The sequence below is a fragment of the Rhodovulum steppense genome (assembly GCF_004339675.1).
Classification (GTDB): domain Bacteria; phylum Pseudomonadota; class Alphaproteobacteria; order Rhodobacterales; family Rhodobacteraceae; genus Rhodovulum; species Rhodovulum steppense.
Map to the genome: position 1 here is coordinate 1 of NZ_SLVM01000015.1, position 17,498 is coordinate 17,498.

Here is a 17,498-nt window from a genome sequence, read left to right on the forward strand (position 1 = left end):
TGCGCGGTGCCCGCGATGCGGGCGAGAGCGTGCGGACCCGGATGATGGTCTCGGCCTACGCGGCGCGGCTGCGCCTGACGCTGGCCAGCGTGCCGACCGATCGGGGCTCGGAACTGGAGGCCGCGATCGAAGCGCTCGGCCTGATCGCGCTCAAGGGAAAGGTGGTGATCCGCATAGCATTGCTGAACCGCTTCTCGGCCCTCGGAACGTCCGAGATCATTCCTGTGGCCTGAAATCAAAGGGGAAAGGGGAAGTCACGCCTCAGGCGTGAGCTGCGCAACAACGCCGATTCGTGATGTGAATCCTTCACGGCACGAGTTATACAACAACGCCCCCTGTAGCCGAGATAGCCGCGCGAGGCGGCGCGGGTCCCGCGGACTTGCGCCATCATTCGGCGGGGTAGAGGCGACGGGCCAGCGGTTGCGTGGCCCAAAGCGCAATTCGGTGTTCCCAGCGGTGCCGTGGATCGGTCCATCCCATGCTCGGGCGGATGTTGACCTGCGTCCTGCGTTCGGCCAGAACGCGTTCGTTTGCAGGCGGATACAGATGCTGGCGCTCCCAGGAAAGCCGCGCTCGCACCGGCGTCTCGAACAGCGCTTCGGGCATGGGCTGGCCCATCCAGTCATGCAGCGCCGCCACCTCGGCCTGCGGCCCGGCGGCGAAGTCCTCGTAGCGCAGTACGCGGAACCGCGCGCCCAGATGCGGCCCCCAGCGGCCCAGCCGGTCTTGCCGCTCCAGCCATTTGCGGCTGTTCGACCAGGTGCCGCGGCGGTTGCCCTTCTTGAGGTTCCAACTGACCGACACCGCGCGGGGGTCGCGCACGAGATTCAACACCAGCAGATCGTCGTCCATGACCAGCGCGAAAGCCAGCGCCATCTCGGGTGTCTTCGAACTATCGATCAGGCATTCCGCCCCGGTGGTCGCAGCAATTGCGGCCAGCAGGGCTTTCAGCTGGGTCAGAAAGGCCGTGTGCCGCTCGCGCAACATCTCTCGGGGGCCGGGCGCATGCCAGTCGCGCAGCCGCTCGGCGTGCCGCTGGAACCGCCGTGCATTCTCGGCAAATGCCACAAGCCGGAGCTCGGGCGCAGCGCCGAAGGCGGCGGCAATGACAGGGGCGTGGACGGCACAGTCCCGCACCGACCGACCGCAACTGCACGGCGTTGCATCGCGCCAGGCGGTCGGCAGATGGCGCAACTGGCCCAGATTGAATACCCCAGCCCCTTGCGACAGCAAGAGCGAGAGGAGCGTGCTGCCCGATCGCCCACTGCCCGAAATGGCGAGAATACGTGTCACCCTGACCTCACAGCCATGTTTCACCCCGGCGCGCCCGTTCGAATGCTGGCGCGGGGGCGGCTCTTCCCTTATGGACGAGACTTAATCGAAACCCATCGCCCGAGAAAGCGCAAGACGCCGATGATCGCAAGTCCGCCCCATGTCCCCGCGCCGATCTTCCTGATCTGCTCGGAACGCTCGGGCTCGAACCTGACCAGCCTCATCATGGGGGCGCATGGCAGCGTCTACGCCCATCCACCCTACCATCTGGGCCGCGATCTTCTTCTGAACCTGCGCGACACGCTGGCAGGCGGCATCGACGCGCCTGCCTGGCCCATCCTGTGCGAACGCGCCGCGGCGCAGGTGGCGCGATATCGCGGCGCGGATGAGGCCGAGCGGCTGCGCCTCCGGCTGGCCGCGCAGGCAATCGTCGACCCCGCTGCCATTGCCCGCTTCATCTGGCAAGAGATGCCGCCAGAAGCCCGAGGCAAGCGCGCCTTCGTCAAGGAAAACAACATCCACCGACTGTTACCTTTCCTTGTCGCGTGCTTTCCGGATGCGCAATATGTCTTTCAGGTTCGCGATCCGCGCGATTTTCTGGCCTCGGCCAAGGCGCGCGGCAAGGGTATGATGGGCAACAAGTTTGGCTCGCTGCGCGAGGCGCTGCGGGTCTGGCGCGAGGATCAGGAAAACGGGCTGTGGGCGCTATCGCTACTTGGGTCCGAACGGGTCACACTGTTGCGCTACGAGGATCTTCTGGCCGCGCCCGAGCCCAGCTTGCGCCGTGTCTGCCGCTTTCTGGGCCTGCCCTTTGAGCCGGGAATGCTGGAATTTCACAACAGCGAGGCAGCGGCCCGTCTGGCGGTGCCTGGCGGCCCGCGCGAGAATGTGGCACGGCCACTGATGCAGGGTAATTTCGCGAAATACCGCAAGATCCTTTCCCGGGGTGAAATCCAAGTGACCGAGGCCTATCTGGGCGATCTGATGGACCGGCTGGGTTATGACAGCGACTTTCCCCGCAAAAGTCGCCGCCGCCCGTGGCGCGCCCTGCGTCCGATGCTGAGTGAACCGATCGAACGGCTTTTCAACAAGCAGTTGCGCGCTCGCTACAAGAACGACAACACGCGGCTGACCGATCGCCTCGACCGCGAGGCCCGACCGGTGATGCCGGGGCAAGGACAGGGCTAGGGCGCGATGGACCCCGCCCCGATCAGCCACATTGCCACGCGTTTGCGCGGGCACCTGTGCCAGAGTTCAACTGTCCCAGCGCTAGAAGTGGCTGGCCATGTCTGGAGCTATGGCCAACTCGGTGCGGCGGTAGCGCAACTGGCCGCCCGGCTGCCGCAATCCGCGCCGGGGGAGTCCCAACCTGTGACCGCGGTGATGGTGCAGCGCGAGGCATCCGCCTTTATCGGCATCCTGGCTGCCCATCTTTGCGGCCACGCCTTCGTGCCGCTGAACGTCGCCCACCCGGCGGCACGCAGCGCGCGGGTGCTGGAGTTGTCGGGCGCGGGCCGGGTGATCTGCGGCGATCTGGCTGCGGACCGGCTCGACTCGATCCTGGCTCACCTGTCCAAAAGCCCGGCCCGGCCCGAGATCATCGCCTGCGGCGAGCGCCCGGTCGATTACGCGGACGCCACATCCGACGTCCTGCCCCGCCTGCCAGAGGTGGAACCAGAGGCGCTGGCCTATATCCTTTTCACCTCGGGCAGCACCGGCACACCCAAGGGGGTGGCGGTCTCGTGGGCCAATCTGGCAGCCTATCTGGACGCCACGGAAACGGTGTTTCCGGCCCGCCCCGGCGACCGCCATTCCCAGACATTCGACCTGAATTTCGATCTCGCAATTCATGATGTCCTTGTCGCCTTCAGCCGTGGCGCCACGCTGGTCGTGCCGTCCGATCGGGATTTCAACCGGATCGGCGACTGGTTGCGCGAGGCGGCGATAACCTGCTGGTTCTCGGTTCCCACATTGGGCTTTCAGATGCGGATGCAGGGCGCGCTGGAACCCGGCGCCTTTACGTCGTTGCGCTCGGTGCTGTTCTGCGGCGAGCCTCTGCCTGCGCATCTGGCCGCGGAATGGCGCGCCGCCGCCCCGAATGCCTCGGTCGAGAACTGGTATGGCCCGACCGAGGCCACCATTGCCTGCGCGCGCTTCGTTCTGGGCGAGGCGCCGGTCGGGGGAGAGACGGTGCCGATCGGCCGGGCCTTCCCGGGATCAGGTCTACGGGTGCTGGACACCACCCGCCGCCCGCTCCCGTCTGGTCATGCGGGAGACCTATACATTACCGGACGGCAACTTGCGCAGGGCTATCTGAACGATCCGGGCCGCACACGGGCGGCCTTTGTCACGCTTGACGATGGCACGCGCGCCTATCGCACCGGCGACCGGGCGCTGATGCGGGCGGACGGGCATGTGGTGTTCCTGGGGCGCGAGGATTCGCAGATCAAGCTGCGCGGCCACCGGATCGAACTGGGCGAGGTCGAGGCCGCGCTACGTCGCGCCACCGATGGGGCGCATGTGGCGGTGCTGCCTTGGCCGGGTGGCGGGGCAGGGACCCGCGCACTGATCGGTGCGGTCGAGGGGCCATACGACACTGACCGCGTGATGGAGCGGCTGGTCGCGGACTTGCCCGACTACATGCGCCCCGCCGAGGTGGTCGCGCGCCCGGCCTTTCCACGCAACGCCAGCGGCAAGCTCGACCGCAAGGCGTTGGCCGCCGAAATCGCGGCAGATCAGGCGCTGCCCGAGGGGGAAGTGCCGGAAGATCCGGTCGCGGCGGCCCTGCTGGATGCGGTGCGCACCGCTGCGCCCGCGATCTCGCCCGCGCGAGCGATGTCGGCCGACAGCCTGCTGGAAGGGGGCATGGATTCGCTGGCCTTCATCGCCTTCACCATCCTGCTGGAGGATCGTTTCGGGCTGAAGCTGGATCAGGATGGTGTGGTGCGTCTGGCCGAGATGTCCTTTGCCGACATCGTGCAGCTTTTGCGCCGACACGCCCGCGGGACCGGGCCGGGCGCGTGCCTCGGCGCCTGGATGCGCACGCTGGTGGCGCGCTTTTCGCTGCTCGTGCGCAAACCCAGGGTCAGGCTGATCCGCACCAATCAGTTCGCCGAGCGGTTCCCGCGTCTTCTGGACCGTGCCGATGCCCATCTGGTGGTCGCTGTCGGCTCGTCGGGCGTGTTCCGATCCTTTGATCCGCAGGCGTTCGAACGCGCCTGGCCTCGGCCCGACGGACCGATATTGGCCGTCAATGCCGGGCTACCCGCGGTCTCGCCCAAGGGTCTGGCGCTGGTCGCGCGCTTCATCCGCGATGAATGCCGGGTACGGGGCATGCGATTGCGCCTGTGTCTGTGGGAACTTGACCCGCTGCACATCTCGACAGATCCGCCTGCGGGTGACGTGAACCTGGCGCCGAGCGACCTGCGCCCCGGTACGCGGCGGACCCTGCCGCAGGTGGCGTCGGAATTCGACTGGTCGCTGGAGGCGCGTGGGGCTTGGCTTGCCGATCCCGATCAGCCGGTGGAACGCCGCCGCCCGAACTGGGCGCGCGCGAGAGATAGGGGGGTGGCGGACGCCTTCAACGGTGCGCTGACCATCGACCGGGCGCGGCTTGACGACTGGATTCATGGCGCGCGGATGCTGGCCGACATCAGTGACAGACTGCTCGTCTATATCCACCCGCCCGATCCCGCGATGATTGCCGAGGCTGCTCCGCCCGAGGGTCCGGACCGTCTGGCCGAACTGCTCGACGAGATCACGGATGGGCTGGGCATCGAGGTGCTGGACTGGCGCGATTTCGATCTGGGTCCTGCCGATTTCATGGATATCAACCATGTCAATGCGGTGCGCGGGCGAGCCCGGCTGTCGGCCCAACTGGCGATCCGCGCCGCGGCGCGGATCGCCGCCAAAGGGGAAGGGGCATGACCTTGGAACTCTATCGCACCGATCCGTCGCAAGAACTGTCCGATCGGCTGGCCCGGCCGCTGTACCGTGCGCTTTATCCGTTCTACCGCCGCTATCCCTATCGCGGGCGGGTCAGTCTGTTCCATATCGAACACCGTGGCGCCTTCTCGCCCGAGGACGGGTTTTTCTTCAACCGTATCCCCAAGGCCGCGAACTCGACCGTAGCGCGGATGCTGGCCAGCCATTCCGACTACTGTCGGCCCAGTCGCGGGAAGGGCGACATGGGTCGGATGCTGCGCCCGCAGTTGATGAGCCGCGCCCATGTCGAGGCACTGGCCTCGGAGGCGGTGTTCAAGTTCACCATCCTGCGCAATCCCTATGCCCGCGTTCTGTCAGCCTATCGTTCCAAGATCGAACTGGCGAACAATCCGGTAAGGTTGCGCCGCTTCGCCGCGATGCTGGGGGCTACACCCGATACGCGCCCAGATTTCACCACCTTCTGTCGATTTCTCGACCGCGGTGGGATTTGGCGCGATGCCCATTGGGCGCCGCAGACCGAGCTACTGCTGCTGCCGCTGGAGATGTTCGACCATATCGGCCGGGTCGAGACACTGGAGGACGATCTTGCGCTGATCGCACGCCGCATCTGGGGGTTGGATGCGCCGCCGCTGGTCGAGCGGGTGGGCAAGCGCACCGATGCGGGCGCGACCCTTGACACGCACTATTCCGACGAGGCGCGCGCGATCGTCGCGCGCCTTTACGCCGAGGATTTCACGCGCCTGGGCTATTCCCCGGACCTGTAAGGGTAGCGGCAGGTCGGGCGGCTATGGCCAAGCGGCCCGGCATTCGCTAAAGCAATGCCCGGCAAACCCAGAGGGAGGCGGCCGATGCGGCGCCGCAGGGACAAGGTTTTCGGCATCGGGTTTCACAAGACCGCAACCTCTTCGCTCAAGCGGGCGCTGAGGCAGTTGGGCTATCGCGTGACCGGCCCGAACCATAACCACGACCAGGACATCGCGTGGACCTTTCTGGATCACGCGCGCGCCCTGTCGACCCGTTATGACGCCTTTCAGGACAATCCCTGGCCGCTGGTCTTTCGCGAGATGGACGACATGTGGCCTGAGGCGAAATTTATCCTGACTGTGCGCGATCCCGAAGGGTGGATCGCCTCGCAGCTGCGCTATTTCGGCGAGGAATCCACGCCCATGCGCGAGTTGATTTACGGGCCAGGTCGAGGCAGCCCGTTGGGAAACGAGGCGCATTACATCGCCACGATGCAACGCCATGAGGCTGCGGTGCGCGCCCATTTCGCGGATCGCCCCGGCAAGCTTCTGGTGCTGGATATCGTGGGCGGCGCAGGCTGGGACCCGCTTTGCGCCTTCCTCGGCGTCCCCGTGCCCCGGCACACCTTTCCGCATGCCAACAAGGCTGCCTCGCGTGGGGATGGCTGGCTGGTACGGCTGAAGCGCAAGGTCCGCTGATGCGGATCGTGTTGGTGATGACGGGCGGCGGCGGCGGCGGGTTGCAGCAGAGCGTTGTGCCCTATGCCGCGGCGCTGACCCGCGCTGGCCATGCCGTTCTGGCAATCGTGCTGGGCAGTTCGCCCTTCGTCGCCGAGTTGGGCAGCCTGGGTGTGTCGGTCGTCACCACTCGCTGGCCAAGGAAGCCGCGCCCTTTCACCTGGATTCAGGCTCTGGTAATCCGGCGCGCGGCGCAGGCATTCGGCGCCGAGATCGCGTTGGCCTTCGCCAGCAAGGGCCTTGCCCCCGCGCTGCACGCTCTGGGCGGGCAGATGCCGGTGCTCAGCCGCTGCGGCGCCACGCGCGAGCGCACGGTTTCGAGGCTTCTGGGGGCGGACGGGCTGATCGCGACCAGCGACGAGATGCGCGCGTTGATCCTGAGGCTGGGCATGCCGACCGAGCGGGTCCATCTGCTGCCGAACTTTCTGACCGGCGCGGCACGACTCCATTCACGCGCGCCCGGCGACCCGCCCGTAGTGGGCAGTCTCGGCCGGATGGTCCCGCGCAAGGGTTTCGACGTGTTGCTGCGCGCCTGTGGTGTGCTGGCCCGTCGCGGGCGGCCGGTGCGTCTGCTGCTGGGGGGCAGCGGGCGCGAACGCGACGCCTTGGAGAAGCTGGCCAAGGCCGAAGGCGTCGCAGCCGAGTTCCGCGGTTGGATAAGCAATGCCGAAAAAACCGCCTTCTTCGACGAGATCGACATCTTCGCCTGCCCCTCGCGCCTCGAACCCTTCGGTTTCATCTATCTCGAGGCGATGCAGGCCGGTGTGCCGGTGGTCACGACCGACACGGTCGGCGCCCGGTTCATCTTTTCCCCCGGAACCGATGGAATGGTGGTGCCGCAGGGCGATGCTGAGGCCATGGCCGACGCAATCGCAGCGCTTCTGGACGATCCCAAAGCGCGTGCCGAGATGACCGCAGCGGCGCGCGGAACCTTTCTGGGCAGGTTCCACATCGACGCGGCGACTGGTATCCTTGACGATATCCTCCGCGAGGCGCTGGCCCAGGGGGCACGCGGGTGACCATCGTTTCGCATAGCCACGGCTACATCTTTCTCAAGACGCGCAAGACCGCGGGCACCTCGGTCGAGAAATGGCTTTCCGGCGCGCTGCGCCCCGGTGACTGGATCACCACCGCGCCCGAGAACCTGCCGCTGCCGGTCGGAATCTGGGATACCGCGAACACGGTGACGCGGTTCGGGCGGCTGGAAAGGGGGCTTAAACGGGTCTGCCGCTACGGCCTCGGCTGGCCGCCGGGCCCCCGGTTTCGCGAGCATATGGAGGCAGGCGCGGTGCGCGCGGCGGTCGGCGAAGCGATCTGGACCGGTTACTTCAGTTTTGCCATCGAGCGCGACCCCTGGGACCGGATCATCTCGCTCTGGCGCTGGCGCCAGCACGCCAGAGGCGCTGCGCCGGATTTCGACGGCTTTCTCGACGCGATCGAGGCCGACGGGACTGATCTGGCCACCCGCGGATATTCCAACATGGCGCTCTACACCATAGATGGGCGTATCGCGGTGGATCGGATCATCCGATACAACGATTTGTGTGGTGGTCTGGCGCGGCTGTGTTCCGACTTGGCGCTTCCGCTGTCGCCCGGGGAACTACCGTTTCGAAAGGCCGGGCACCGCGACAGCGCGGACAGCCCGCATGCCCTGACCATTGCGCAGGTCGCGCGCATTGCCCGGATTTGCGCCGAAGAAATCGACCTTCTGGGATGGGATTACAGGAAGCTTTACGGCGCTCCGCAGCGACCCTGACAGAACGGTCGCCGCCTGACCCGAAAAGGCGTTTCCACCCCCTGGCGGGCAAGCCAGAGGGCGATGGCCAGCAGGATCGGTCTGGTGATTGAGATCGCGCTCATCGCCATGCCGGTCTGAGCCGTGTCCGGCTCGAACAGGGCGAAGACGAAGGTACCCACGGTGCGCGCCACGACCACCGCCACGGTTGAGGCGATGGCTGCGGTGGCGAAGGTGGGCTGATAGTTCTGCGTGCCGAAATTGTCTAAATTCGGCTCCCCGGCGATGGTGCCCATGAACGAGGTTGCGACGATGGTCGACAGCGGGACAACCTCGCCGATGCAGGCTACAAGGACAAAAGCGCCAGAGCCTGGCCGCTGTCGTCGGTGTTGCGCCTACGAGACGGCGTGGCATCTTCGCGGCTTCATCGATATTGCGACAGGCTTGCGGCTCACCTTTTCGAGATTTGGACCATACTGGTGCGCGGATGCGGCACCTTCGGAAAGACCCGGCATCTTGATGCATGATAACGTCAAAGCGTTCAGCGGCTCTCCCGTGGACCCGGGCGGGGCCGGGAGTTCCTGGTCGGGCAACCGCACCGATCGAATCCCGGTGCGACCTGCCGAATGCCCTCACCATCATGAAACGCGTTACTTGATAACAATTGTCGAGGGCAGAATCAGATCGACAGGCCGCATCTAAATTTCTACGCTTCCCTGGTGTCAGTTTCTGTCATGGGATGTCTCCATGTCTTCCTTTGCCAAGGCCTCTGACCTCCTTCGCCTCGCCGAGATGGCAGCCGCCCGCCATCTCGGCGTGGGCCTTCAGGACATCGAGGAGGCGTTCGACATCGACCGACGCACCGCGCAGCGGATGACCAGGGCGCTGGAAACGCTGTTTCCCGGCGTCGAGACCCGCCAGGACGAGGCGCGGCGGAAGTTCTGGAAAATCCGGGGCTCTGACGCCCGCCTGATGCTGTCGCAGGGGATCCGTGACAGCGAACTGGCGGCGGTCGAACTGGCGATCCGCCGGGCGGAGCGCGACGGCGCGAGCAACGAGGTTAAGGCTCTGGAATCGCTGCGCGACCGGCTTCTGGCCTGCATGCCCGGCACCCATGCCCGCCGCGCCGAGACCGATGCCGAGGCGGTGCTGGAGGCGCATGGCTTCGCCTCACGCCCGGGGCCGCGGGTGCGCACCGATCCGCGCATCCTGGCCACCATTGCCGAGGCCCTGAAAGCGCCGAACAGGCTGACAATCACCTATGCCGGCGAGCGCGACAACGGCCCGCGCGACCGCCTGGTCGAGCCCTATGGCCTGCTGCTCGGCATCCGGCGCTATCTTGTCGCACGGGAACAGGGCGGCGACGCACGGTTACGGCATTTCCGGCTGGACCGCATCGGCGCCGCGCGGCTGGAGCCGCAATCCTTCCAGCGTGATCCCGGGTTCGACCTCGATACCCATGCCGCCTGCGCCTTCGGCTCGTTCCACGCCGAGGCCGAATTCGGCGAGGTCGCCTGGCGCTTCGCCCCCTCGGCCGCCCCTGTCGCCCGCGAATTCGTCTTCCACCCCTTGCAGGAGATGACCGAGGAATTGGACGGCGCGCTCACCGTTCGCTTCCACGCCTCGGGATGGCTGGAAATGGCCTGGCATCTCTACCAATGGGGCGACCGCGTTGAGGTGCTGGCGCCCGAAGGCCTGCGAGCGCTCGTCGCCAGCTACCAGAGGTCGGATTTTCCGGCCTTGCCCTGACCGCTGACAGGAATTGTCATGCTCGACCGGTGGGGCGTAAAAGACCCCCCGGGAATGCGCGAGCTGTCTTGTGTCAAGGAGAGAAGTGCCAGATGTTCCGTTTTTGCTCACAGTTCCGACCTGCATCTCGTCAAGCCCTTCGGGCGGTTTGACAACGATTTGCCGACCCTGCTGCGCGAGGCGAAGCTGTAAGATATGGGCCGCGCCATCCGTGTCAGAGCAGATGCACTTCCTTCGCGGTCGATACAGCGTCGGCCGCGATCGGGCGCAAGTCGAATATCGGTGGTCTGGGGCGGGAGACGCTCGACGTCCCGCTTGACGCGCGTGGCTTGCCGCCGGTAGCGCGCTTCTGCACGAAGCGGCGGATGAAGGCCATGTCGTCGGGCCTGACGCGTCCGTTTTCAGCTTCTGCCGACGTACGCCGCTTGCCAGCATGTTTTGCGGCCCGCAGGTCGCGCGCGGGTCGCTGCTGACGCCGCGGGGGTCATCCACGCGGTCCTGACCGGTCGAGCCATTGGGGCATCATGGGTCCGAGAGACAATGGCGAGGGGCATCCAGTTCGCAGAGCAGCCCCGCCACGGAACACCGCCCGGTCTCGGCAGATGCGGTTCGATATGATCCGCGAGGCCAACGGCATCTAGCACCGGCTGACCAAGCCTGACCACCCCTGGACAAACGGCCGGGTCTAGCGGATGAACCGCACGATCAAAGAAGCCACGGTCAAACGCTTCCGATACGACAGCCACGATCAACTGCGGGCGCACCTCCATGACTGTCTCGCAGCCTAAAACTTCACACGCAGGTTCAAGGCCCTCAGCGGCCTAATGCCCTACGAATACCTCTGCAAGGTATGACTGCAGAATCCGACAGGACAGTCTCATCGTCAGTCCGATCCACTAGATGACGGGACTGAACACCCAAGGCTGGATGCACGAGATGAATCCCTCAATGGTTTTGTTCAACAGGCCGTGCGTCGAGCGCCCTCCCCCCATGGTGCGGCGCAAGACCCGCCAGCGCCCCGAGTTGGTCGTCGGTCAGCGCACCATATATGCCGAGGATCGCCTCTGTCATGCCGGTCTCCTCGTGAAGGATGACAACTCCCCCGGGCTGCAATTCCAACAGAACGAAGCGCGCGGTGCTGCGCCCGCTGCGCCAGATCACTGCCAGATCGACATGGCCGTTGCCGGTGACGTCGCGCAGCCCGTGCAGGGAGAAGACCGGGTCTAGCGGATCCTGCCGGATCTCGAAAACGCTCTCGCCATTCAGTGTGACAGAGACCTCGCCTGCCGTGATCCCGATCCGGTAGCCCGGATCCAGCGGCTGGCCGAAAGCCGCGCCGTCGCTCAGGCACAGGGCAAGACCGGGGGCGCAAAGGCCGGAAAGAAGCGTGCGGTGCATGTCTGGGCCTCCTCCGTTCATCGCGCGCGCAGGGCCGCATCCAGTACCAGCGCGCGTTTCTCGTCATTCGCATGGATGCGCTCGAACAGCGCGCGGCGTGCGGCCACGATCTCGTCCATCCGGGTCTCCAGAGCGGCTTCCAGCGCCTCGAACTGGCGGATCGCCGCGATCTGGCTGGCAAGGATCGACCCGTCCCGGGCCGCATTCTCGCGCCAAGCCATCAGGGTCTGCGGCAGCAGCAGCCCACCCGACAGGTCTGAATAGCCCGACAGCCCGGAAAGCGGATCCGTGGGCACGATATTCATCCAGTCGATGGCCGAGCGCAACATCGCCTTCACCACATTTCCGGAGAAGGTGGTGCGCAGAATCTCGAGTTGCTGGCGCACATCGTTCACGCGGGCCTGGGTGTCGAGATGGGCAAGCCGGTAAAGCTCCGTGGCCTCGACGAGTGCGCGATAGCGCTCGACCCCGGCTGCGGTCGGCCGCCGTGCCCAGTGCCAGGCGATCCCCGCGGCATCGAGGTCGGCCAGCAGGGCGTTGAGGCTGACGATCTGACCTTCGGCTAGGACGAAGCGATGGGTCTCGATGCTGCGTTCGATCTCGGCGGCGAAGCGGTTCACACGGGCGACAATCTCGCGCCCACGGAAATCCGCATCGCCCCGCGCAACAAGATGGCCGTCCCCGGGGATCGTCTCGGCGACGGCCGGAGAGAACCCGATGAGATAGCCCTGCCACTGTTGTTCATCGTGATCGGACGCGCGGCGCGGCGTCAGCCCCTTTTCGCCCGACATCCGGGCCAGCAGGCGATGGGCCTGCACCCCGTCGGGCAGTTCCGAGGTCTCGACGATCGACAGGCAGACGGTCAGGTTTGCAAAGGGCTGGTTGTCGCGGTGGTGTGCTACCGGCTGCGTCATGCCCTCGCGATAGATCAGGCGGGTCGTTTCGGTGCGCAGGCGGAAGCATCCTTCCTGCGGCCCGGAGCCGATCTCGCCCGTGACCTCCTCGAGCGCATGGCCGGGGAAGCGCATGCCGCCATGCTCGATCATCGCCTTTCTGGACAGAAACCTGCGCCCCTCGACCGTGATCCTGTCGCCGGTCCGGCGATAGGCTAGATGCGTGACCTCCGGATCTTCCTGCGTGCCGCCCTGCATGGCGCTTTCGGGAAATAGGTCAGGTGCAAGGCCCGAATCCCGGTCGGAGACAACGGCGACGGGCCAACCATCACGAAGCACCAGAAAGGGCCACCAGCCAAAGTTCAGCGTGCTGCGGTTCGCGCGTGCGCCAGCGGTCAGCCCCAGCGCCGCGACTTCGGTCGGCACGGAGTCGCGGCCGGTATCCTGATAGCCCGGCAGGCTGCTTACGAAGGCGAGCGCCCCGTCACCTGGCCCGTGATAGGCGCGCGGGCCCACGATCAGCCGTTCGGGAAGGCCCTCGGCCCGAAGCGTCCCGCCTGCAAGCAGGGCGGCAGCAAGCGAGATTCCGGCCAGAAACGGTCTCGATGGCGTCCCTGTCGATGAAGGCATGGCGGGTTCCTGTCCTTGCGGGGGCGTGGTGCCACGCTGAGGTTGCGGAAAGGTTAATCCCGGTCCAGCGCGCGATTGTGTCGCAGCATGGCCCGTTCGGATGTCGATACGAGACCGGATGCAGGGAATTGCGCGCCACAGTTCCATCAGGCGGAACGCGCGGAGCGATCATGGCAACTCGTATTTATCGCCGGTCTGCGTCTTCTCGGGACCGTGCCAAACGCCTCGGATCGCCGACACCGGAGTCCGGGGCGGGTTTCAGACCCTCGCAACGCGCCGGGGCCGCGTATCAGCGTCGCAGGGAGACGACTCTGGATGTCATTACCGTTCGGGCGCGCTATTGTTCCGCGTGGTCGGCAGCGCCTACGCCTTCCCGGGGGCTTTGTCCTTTCGGGGGGGAGGGATGCTTCATGGCCTGGCGCGGGAGGTATCTGGGGCTCCCGCCGGAACCCTCAGGAGGATGTCCTGCCACGGGGCATATGCGTCATGCCGGGGCAGCGGACAGAAAAAGGATGGAAGATGGCCAATAATTCTCAAAACCTGATCCGGCTTATCGTTGCCGCTCCGGCGATCGGTCTGGCGGTCTATGCCGTGAACTACAGCTCCGCGCCGAAACCGGAACCGGCCCCCGCCGCCGAGGCCGTGGCCGAAGTCGCGGCCGAGGAAACGGTCGCCGAAGAGGCCGTGGCCGAGGAAGACGCCGCCGAGGAAGTAGCCACCGAAGAGGCCGCTGCCGAAGAAGTTGCTGAAGAGGACGCCGTCGAAGAGGCTGTCGAAGACGTCGCCGAAGACACCGCCGCCGAAGAGGTCACCGAGGACGCCGCCGAAGAGGCCGCGGCCGAGGAAGAGGTTGCCGAAGAGGCCGCCGAAGACGCCGTGGAAGAGGCTGCCGAGGAAGAGGCTGCCGAGGAAGCGGTCGCCGAGGATACCGCCGTCGAGGCCCCCGCGGTCGACACGCCGCAAGCCGTCGCCACCGCGCAGACGCTCGCCGAACAGGCCTCGGCGCTTGCCGCCGAATATGCCGACCTCGCCGCCCGCGCCGCCGCCCTGGCCGGCCAGTCCGCCGCGATCGTCGCGGCCCAGGCCGATGAGGCCGTGGAAGAGGCCGCCGAGGAAGCGGTGACCGAGGACGTCACCGAAGAGGCCGCCGAGGAAGCGCCCACCGAAGAAGCCGCCGAGGAAGCAGCGGAAGAGGCCCCCGCGGAAGAAGCGGCGGCGGAAGAGGTGACTGAAGAAGCCGCCGAAGAGGCGCCGGCCGAAGAGGCCGCCGAGGAAGCCCCCGCGGAAGAAGCGACCGAAGAGGCCGCGGAAGAAGCCCCGGCCGAAGAAGCCGCCGAGGAAGCGACCGAGGAGGCTGCCGCCGAGGAAGCGCCCGCCGAAGAGGTGACCGAGGAAGCCGCGGAAGAAGCCCCGGCCGAGGAAGCCGCCGAGGAAGCGACCGAGGAAGCCGCCGCGGAAGAAGCGCCCGCCGAAGAGGCGACCGAGGAAGCCACTGAAGAAGCGCCCGCCGAGGAAGTGACCGAGGAAGTCGCGGAAGAAGCCCCGGCCGAGGACGCCGCGGAAGAAACCACCGAAGAAGCCGCGGAAGAGGCACCCGCCGAGGAAGCCGCCGAGGAAGCCACGGAAGAAGCCGCCGAGGAAACCCCCGCGGCGATGACCGTAGCCTTCAGCGGCGATCCGGCCGCGGGCGAGGCGGCGTTCCGTCAGTGCACCACCTGCCACACGGTCACCAATCCCGCGGGCGAGGTGCTGGCGGGCCGTGGCCTTGCGGTCGGCCCCAACCTCTACGGCGTCGCGGGCCGTCAGGCCGGACAGGTCGAGGACTTCCGCTACTCGCCCTCGATGACCGCGGCCGGTGCTGCGGGCCTCGTCTGGACCGAGGACCAGTTCGTGACCTATGCGGCCAACCCGACCGCGTTCCTGCGCGAATATCTCAACGACCCCCGCGCGCGCGGTTCGATGACCCACCAGGTCCGGCGCGAGCAGGAATCCTACGACGTCTACGCCTATCTCGCCACGCTGGCGCAATAAGGCCCATCCGGCCCACGCGGCCGGGACGTCCTGAACAAGACGCCCCGTCCCGGCCATGCGCCGGGGCGGGGTCTATCTTGTCAGACCGGCGTAAAGCATCGGCAGACGCTCGGGCAGGCGCTCGACATTCTCAAGCACCAGATAGTTCCGCTGCCCGAAGATCTGCGCCACATACTGATCGGCGCGCGGATCGAGCGTCAGGCAGAACGGGATAACGCCCATCCGCGCCACCTCCTGCACCGCGGCGCGGGCGTCCTGGCGCAGATATTGCGGATCGCGCGCGTCGATATCGGCCGGCGCCCCGTCGGTGATGACCAGCATCAGCTTCTTGTTGGCCGCCACCCGGTTCAGATGCGCGCCCGCATGGCGGATCGCGGCACCCATGCGGGTGGACAACTGCCCCCGCATCCCCGCCAGCCGCGCCTTGGGCATCTCGCCCCAAGGCTGATCGAAATCCTTGTAGCGCTGGTAGAAGACATTGTGCCGCCCGTCCGAACAGAACCCGTGCAGCGCAAAGGCATCGCCCACCTTGTGAATGGCTTCGGCCAGCAGCACGGTCGCGGACCGGGTCAGGTCCAGCACGGTCTGATCCTGCCCCGCCACCGGATCATTGGTCGATTCCGACAGGTCCAGCAGCGTCATCACCGCAATGTCGCGGACCTTGCGCACCGAACGCATCATCACCCGCGGATCGGGCTGCTGGCCCATGCGGATATCGACCATCGCCTGCAAGGCGGCATTGATGTCGATCTCGTCGCCATCCTCCAGCTTGCGGATGCGCTGCACGCCCTGCGGCTGCATCGCGTCCAGCAGGTGGCGCATCCGCTGGGTCAGCTTGCGGTTCTCGGCCAGGATCGCGTCGATCTCGGACGGATCGCCCAGCCGCGGGCGCTTTTCCAGAACGGTCGCCCAGGCCGGGCGGTTCATCTGGATCTGATAGTCGAACTCGTCATAGAAGACCGGCGCCGCGACGGGCTCCTTGCCCTCCTTCTCGTTGAAGGAAATGCCGTCATCGTCGAACAACTCGTTCTCGGCGACCCAGATTTCCTGTGCATCCTCGCCCGCGGTCTCGACCTCGACCTCGTTCACCATCTCCATCAGCGAGACATATTTGCGAACCTGTTCCGGGGCCTGCGCAAATCCCTTGTCCCAGTCGATTTCTTCGAATTCCCAGACATAGCGGTTGTCGTCGCGATAGGGCGCACCCTGAACGTCGCGATACGCGGAATAGGGCCGGTCGCGCAGCCGATGGGCAAGCTCCAGCCCCAGATCGCGGGACATGCTAGAATCCGACAGTTCGGCCCCGGGGATCCGCTCCCGCACCCAGAGTGCCAGCGGATCCTCGGTCGGCCAATCGGGGTCCAGCAGGGCCAGCGCGATCCGGTCGAACTGCGCGCCCATCGACCCGTCATCCGTGGGCGCGTGGAACTGCCGCCACAGATCGCGCAGGCGGGGAAAGCGCGCGATGGCCAGCATTTCCACCCGCGCATCCTCGATCAGCCCGATACAGGCCTGTTGCAGCGCGTTCAGCCCGTCGCCCTGGATCGCGGCCGTCGTCGCAACCACATGAGCCGCGGCATGGGCGGCCGCGGCGCGGTACAGATCCAGCCCCGCAACCCCGTTCCAGTCGTCATAGGCATCCGGCAGGTGCAGGAACCAGTCCGCGATGAAGGGGCGCGCCCCCTCGCGGCTTTCGAAATCGCCCGCGGTGGGGCGCATCAGGAAATCCCGTCCCCAGAGTGCGCGCAGATACATCCCGATCCGGCGGTGGATATCGACGAACAGCGTGCCCTTGCGTTCCTTTTGCAGCACGGCCTGCGATTCCGCGCTTTCAAGGCCGAAATAGCGCGTGAGTTCCTCGAAATTCGTGCGATGCGCCTGCGCGCCCCAATTCGCCCAGCGGCGCAACCCGCCAAGGGTCAGCACATCCAGCAAATCCTCCAGATGCTCCAGCATCGGGCGCAACCCGCGCGGCGCCTGGGCAAGCAACTGGTTCAGCAATTGCAGATAGGCGCGGAACAGGTCCGGGTCCGACAACCGGCGCGAGGCGACGGGCGCGGTCGCGATCACCCGCTCGATCACCGCGCCGGAGGTGCGCGAGGCAAAGCCCAGCAGGGTCTGGGCGAAATCGGGGATGATGTCCTCGCCCAGGTCGCGGGCGAGCGTCGGGACCACCTCGATCCAGGTGCGCACGATATGATCGCCGCGCCCCATATGGCCCAGCGCCACCGCCCCCTTCAGCCAGTTGTCCAGCCCCCGCGGCGACAGCACCCGGATCGCGTCGGGCCAGCACTGGTCGAGGATCGCGCGCTGGGCCTCGTCCAGCTCGGCGGTCAGGTCGGCGAAATCGGCGAGCGTGGCCAT

15 protein-coding genes and 1 pseudogene are annotated in these 17,498 nt (G+C 66.5%); 10 read left to right on the forward strand and 6 right to left on the reverse strand.

Features of this window, described 5'->3' with window-relative positions; all coding sequences use genetic code 11:
• Nucleotides 1-233 (forward strand): hypothetical protein (locus EV216_RS11085; protein WP_424511183.1); only part of this gene is annotated, 233 nt, incomplete at its 5' end.
• A 154-nt stretch (nt 234-387) separates the two neighbouring features.
• Here EV216_RS11085 and EV216_RS11090 read toward each other — a convergent pair.
• Nucleotides 388-1,293: a sulfotransferase gene (locus EV216_RS11090; RefSeq protein WP_165899229.1), complete on the reverse strand. Its 906-nt coding sequence runs from the start codon at nt 1,291-1,293 to the stop codon at nt 388-390.
• Nucleotides 1,294-1,413: 120 nt separating this feature from the next.
• Between EV216_RS11090 and EV216_RS11095 the strand changes: the two genes are divergently transcribed.
• From EV216_RS11095 to EV216_RS11120, 6 genes are all read left to right on the forward strand, one after another.
• A complete protein-coding gene (locus EV216_RS11095; protein ID WP_165899230.1) occupies nt 1,414-2,460 on the forward strand; it encodes a sulfotransferase family protein in 1,047 nt (348 codons plus the stop codon).
• Between the two features lie 87 nt (nt 2,461-2,547).
• Nucleotides 2,548-5,199 (forward strand): amino acid adenylation domain-containing protein, encoded by a 2,652-nt coding sequence (locus tag EV216_RS11100; RefSeq protein WP_165899231.1) that lies wholly within the window; start codon nt 2,548-2,550, stop codon nt 5,197-5,199.
• Nucleotides 5,196-5,981 (forward strand): sulfotransferase family protein, encoded by a 786-nt coding sequence (locus EV216_RS11105; protein WP_132695465.1) that lies wholly within the window; start codon nt 5,196-5,198, stop codon nt 5,979-5,981. Before EV216_RS11100 ends, EV216_RS11105 begins: the two co-directional genes overlap by 4 nt.
• Nucleotides 5,982-6,065: 84 nt before the next feature.
• Nucleotides 6,066-6,659: a sulfotransferase family protein gene (locus EV216_RS11110; protein WP_132695467.1), complete on the forward strand. Its 594-nt coding sequence runs from the start codon at nt 6,066-6,068 to the stop codon at nt 6,657-6,659.
• A complete protein-coding gene (locus EV216_RS11115) occupies nt 6,659-7,717 on the forward strand; it encodes a glycosyltransferase family 4 protein (RefSeq protein ID WP_132695468.1) in 1,059 nt (352 codons plus the stop codon). Before EV216_RS11110 ends, EV216_RS11115 begins: the two co-directional genes overlap by 1 nt.
• Complete coding sequence (locus EV216_RS11120) at nt 7,714-8,454, forward strand: sulfotransferase family protein (protein ID WP_132695470.1); 741 nt, start codon at nt 7,714-7,716, stop codon at nt 8,452-8,454. The genes EV216_RS11115 and EV216_RS11120 overlap by 4 nt, the downstream gene beginning before the upstream one ends.
• On the opposite strand, the gene EV216_RS11125 is transcribed toward EV216_RS11120, so the two are convergent.
• Nucleotides 8,430-8,729 carry a hypothetical protein gene (locus EV216_RS11125; RefSeq protein WP_132695472.1) on the reverse strand — a complete coding sequence of 100 codons (300 nt, stop codon included), beginning with the start codon at nt 8,727-8,729 and terminating at the stop codon, nt 8,430-8,432. The two genes, EV216_RS11120 and EV216_RS11125, sit on opposite strands and share 25 nt — an antisense overlap.
• Nucleotides 8,730-9,225: 496 nt before the next feature.
• On the opposite strand from EV216_RS11125, the gene EV216_RS11130 reads away from it, so the two are divergent.
• Complete coding sequence (locus EV216_RS11130) at nt 9,226-10,182, forward strand: helix-turn-helix transcriptional regulator (protein ID WP_243642053.1); 957 nt, start codon at nt 9,226-9,228, stop codon at nt 10,180-10,182.
• Nucleotides 10,183-10,396: 214 nt separating this feature from the next.
• On the opposite strand, the gene EV216_RS18295 is transcribed toward EV216_RS11130, so the two are convergent.
• Nucleotides 10,397-10,558, reverse strand: a complete 162-nt coding sequence (locus EV216_RS18295; protein ID WP_165899232.1) for a hypothetical protein — start codon at nt 10,556-10,558, stop codon at nt 10,397-10,399.
• Between the two features lie 265 nt (nt 10,559-10,823).
• On the opposite strand from EV216_RS18295, the pseudogene EV216_RS18675 reads away from it, so the two are divergent.
• A pseudogene (locus EV216_RS18675) lies at nt 10,824-11,082 on the forward strand (integrase core domain-containing protein); the annotation flags it as partial.
• Between the two features lie 45 nt (nt 11,083-11,127).
• Here the strand turns inward: EV216_RS18675 and EV216_RS11140 are convergent.
• Entirely contained in the window at nt 11,128-11,580 is a 453-nt protein-coding gene (locus EV216_RS11140) for a hypothetical protein (protein ID WP_132695476.1), read from the reverse strand.
• Between the two features lie 17 nt (nt 11,581-11,597).
• Entirely contained in the window at nt 11,598-13,103 is a 1,506-nt protein-coding gene (locus EV216_RS11145; RefSeq protein WP_132695478.1) for a hypothetical protein, read from the reverse strand.
• 519 nt (nt 13,104-13,622) lie between these two features.
• Between EV216_RS11145 and EV216_RS18680 the strand changes: the two genes are divergently transcribed.
• Nucleotides 13,623-15,134, forward strand: coding sequence for a c-type cytochrome (locus tag EV216_RS18680; RefSeq protein WP_243642054.1), 1,512 nt, complete (start codon nt 13,623-13,625; stop codon nt 15,132-15,134).
• 72 nt (nt 15,135-15,206) lie between these two features.
• Here the strand turns inward: EV216_RS18680 and EV216_RS11160 are convergent, their stop codons facing one another.
• Entirely contained in the window at nt 15,207-17,498 is a 2,292-nt protein-coding gene (locus EV216_RS11160) for a nitric oxide reductase activation protein NorD (protein WP_132695480.1), read from the reverse strand.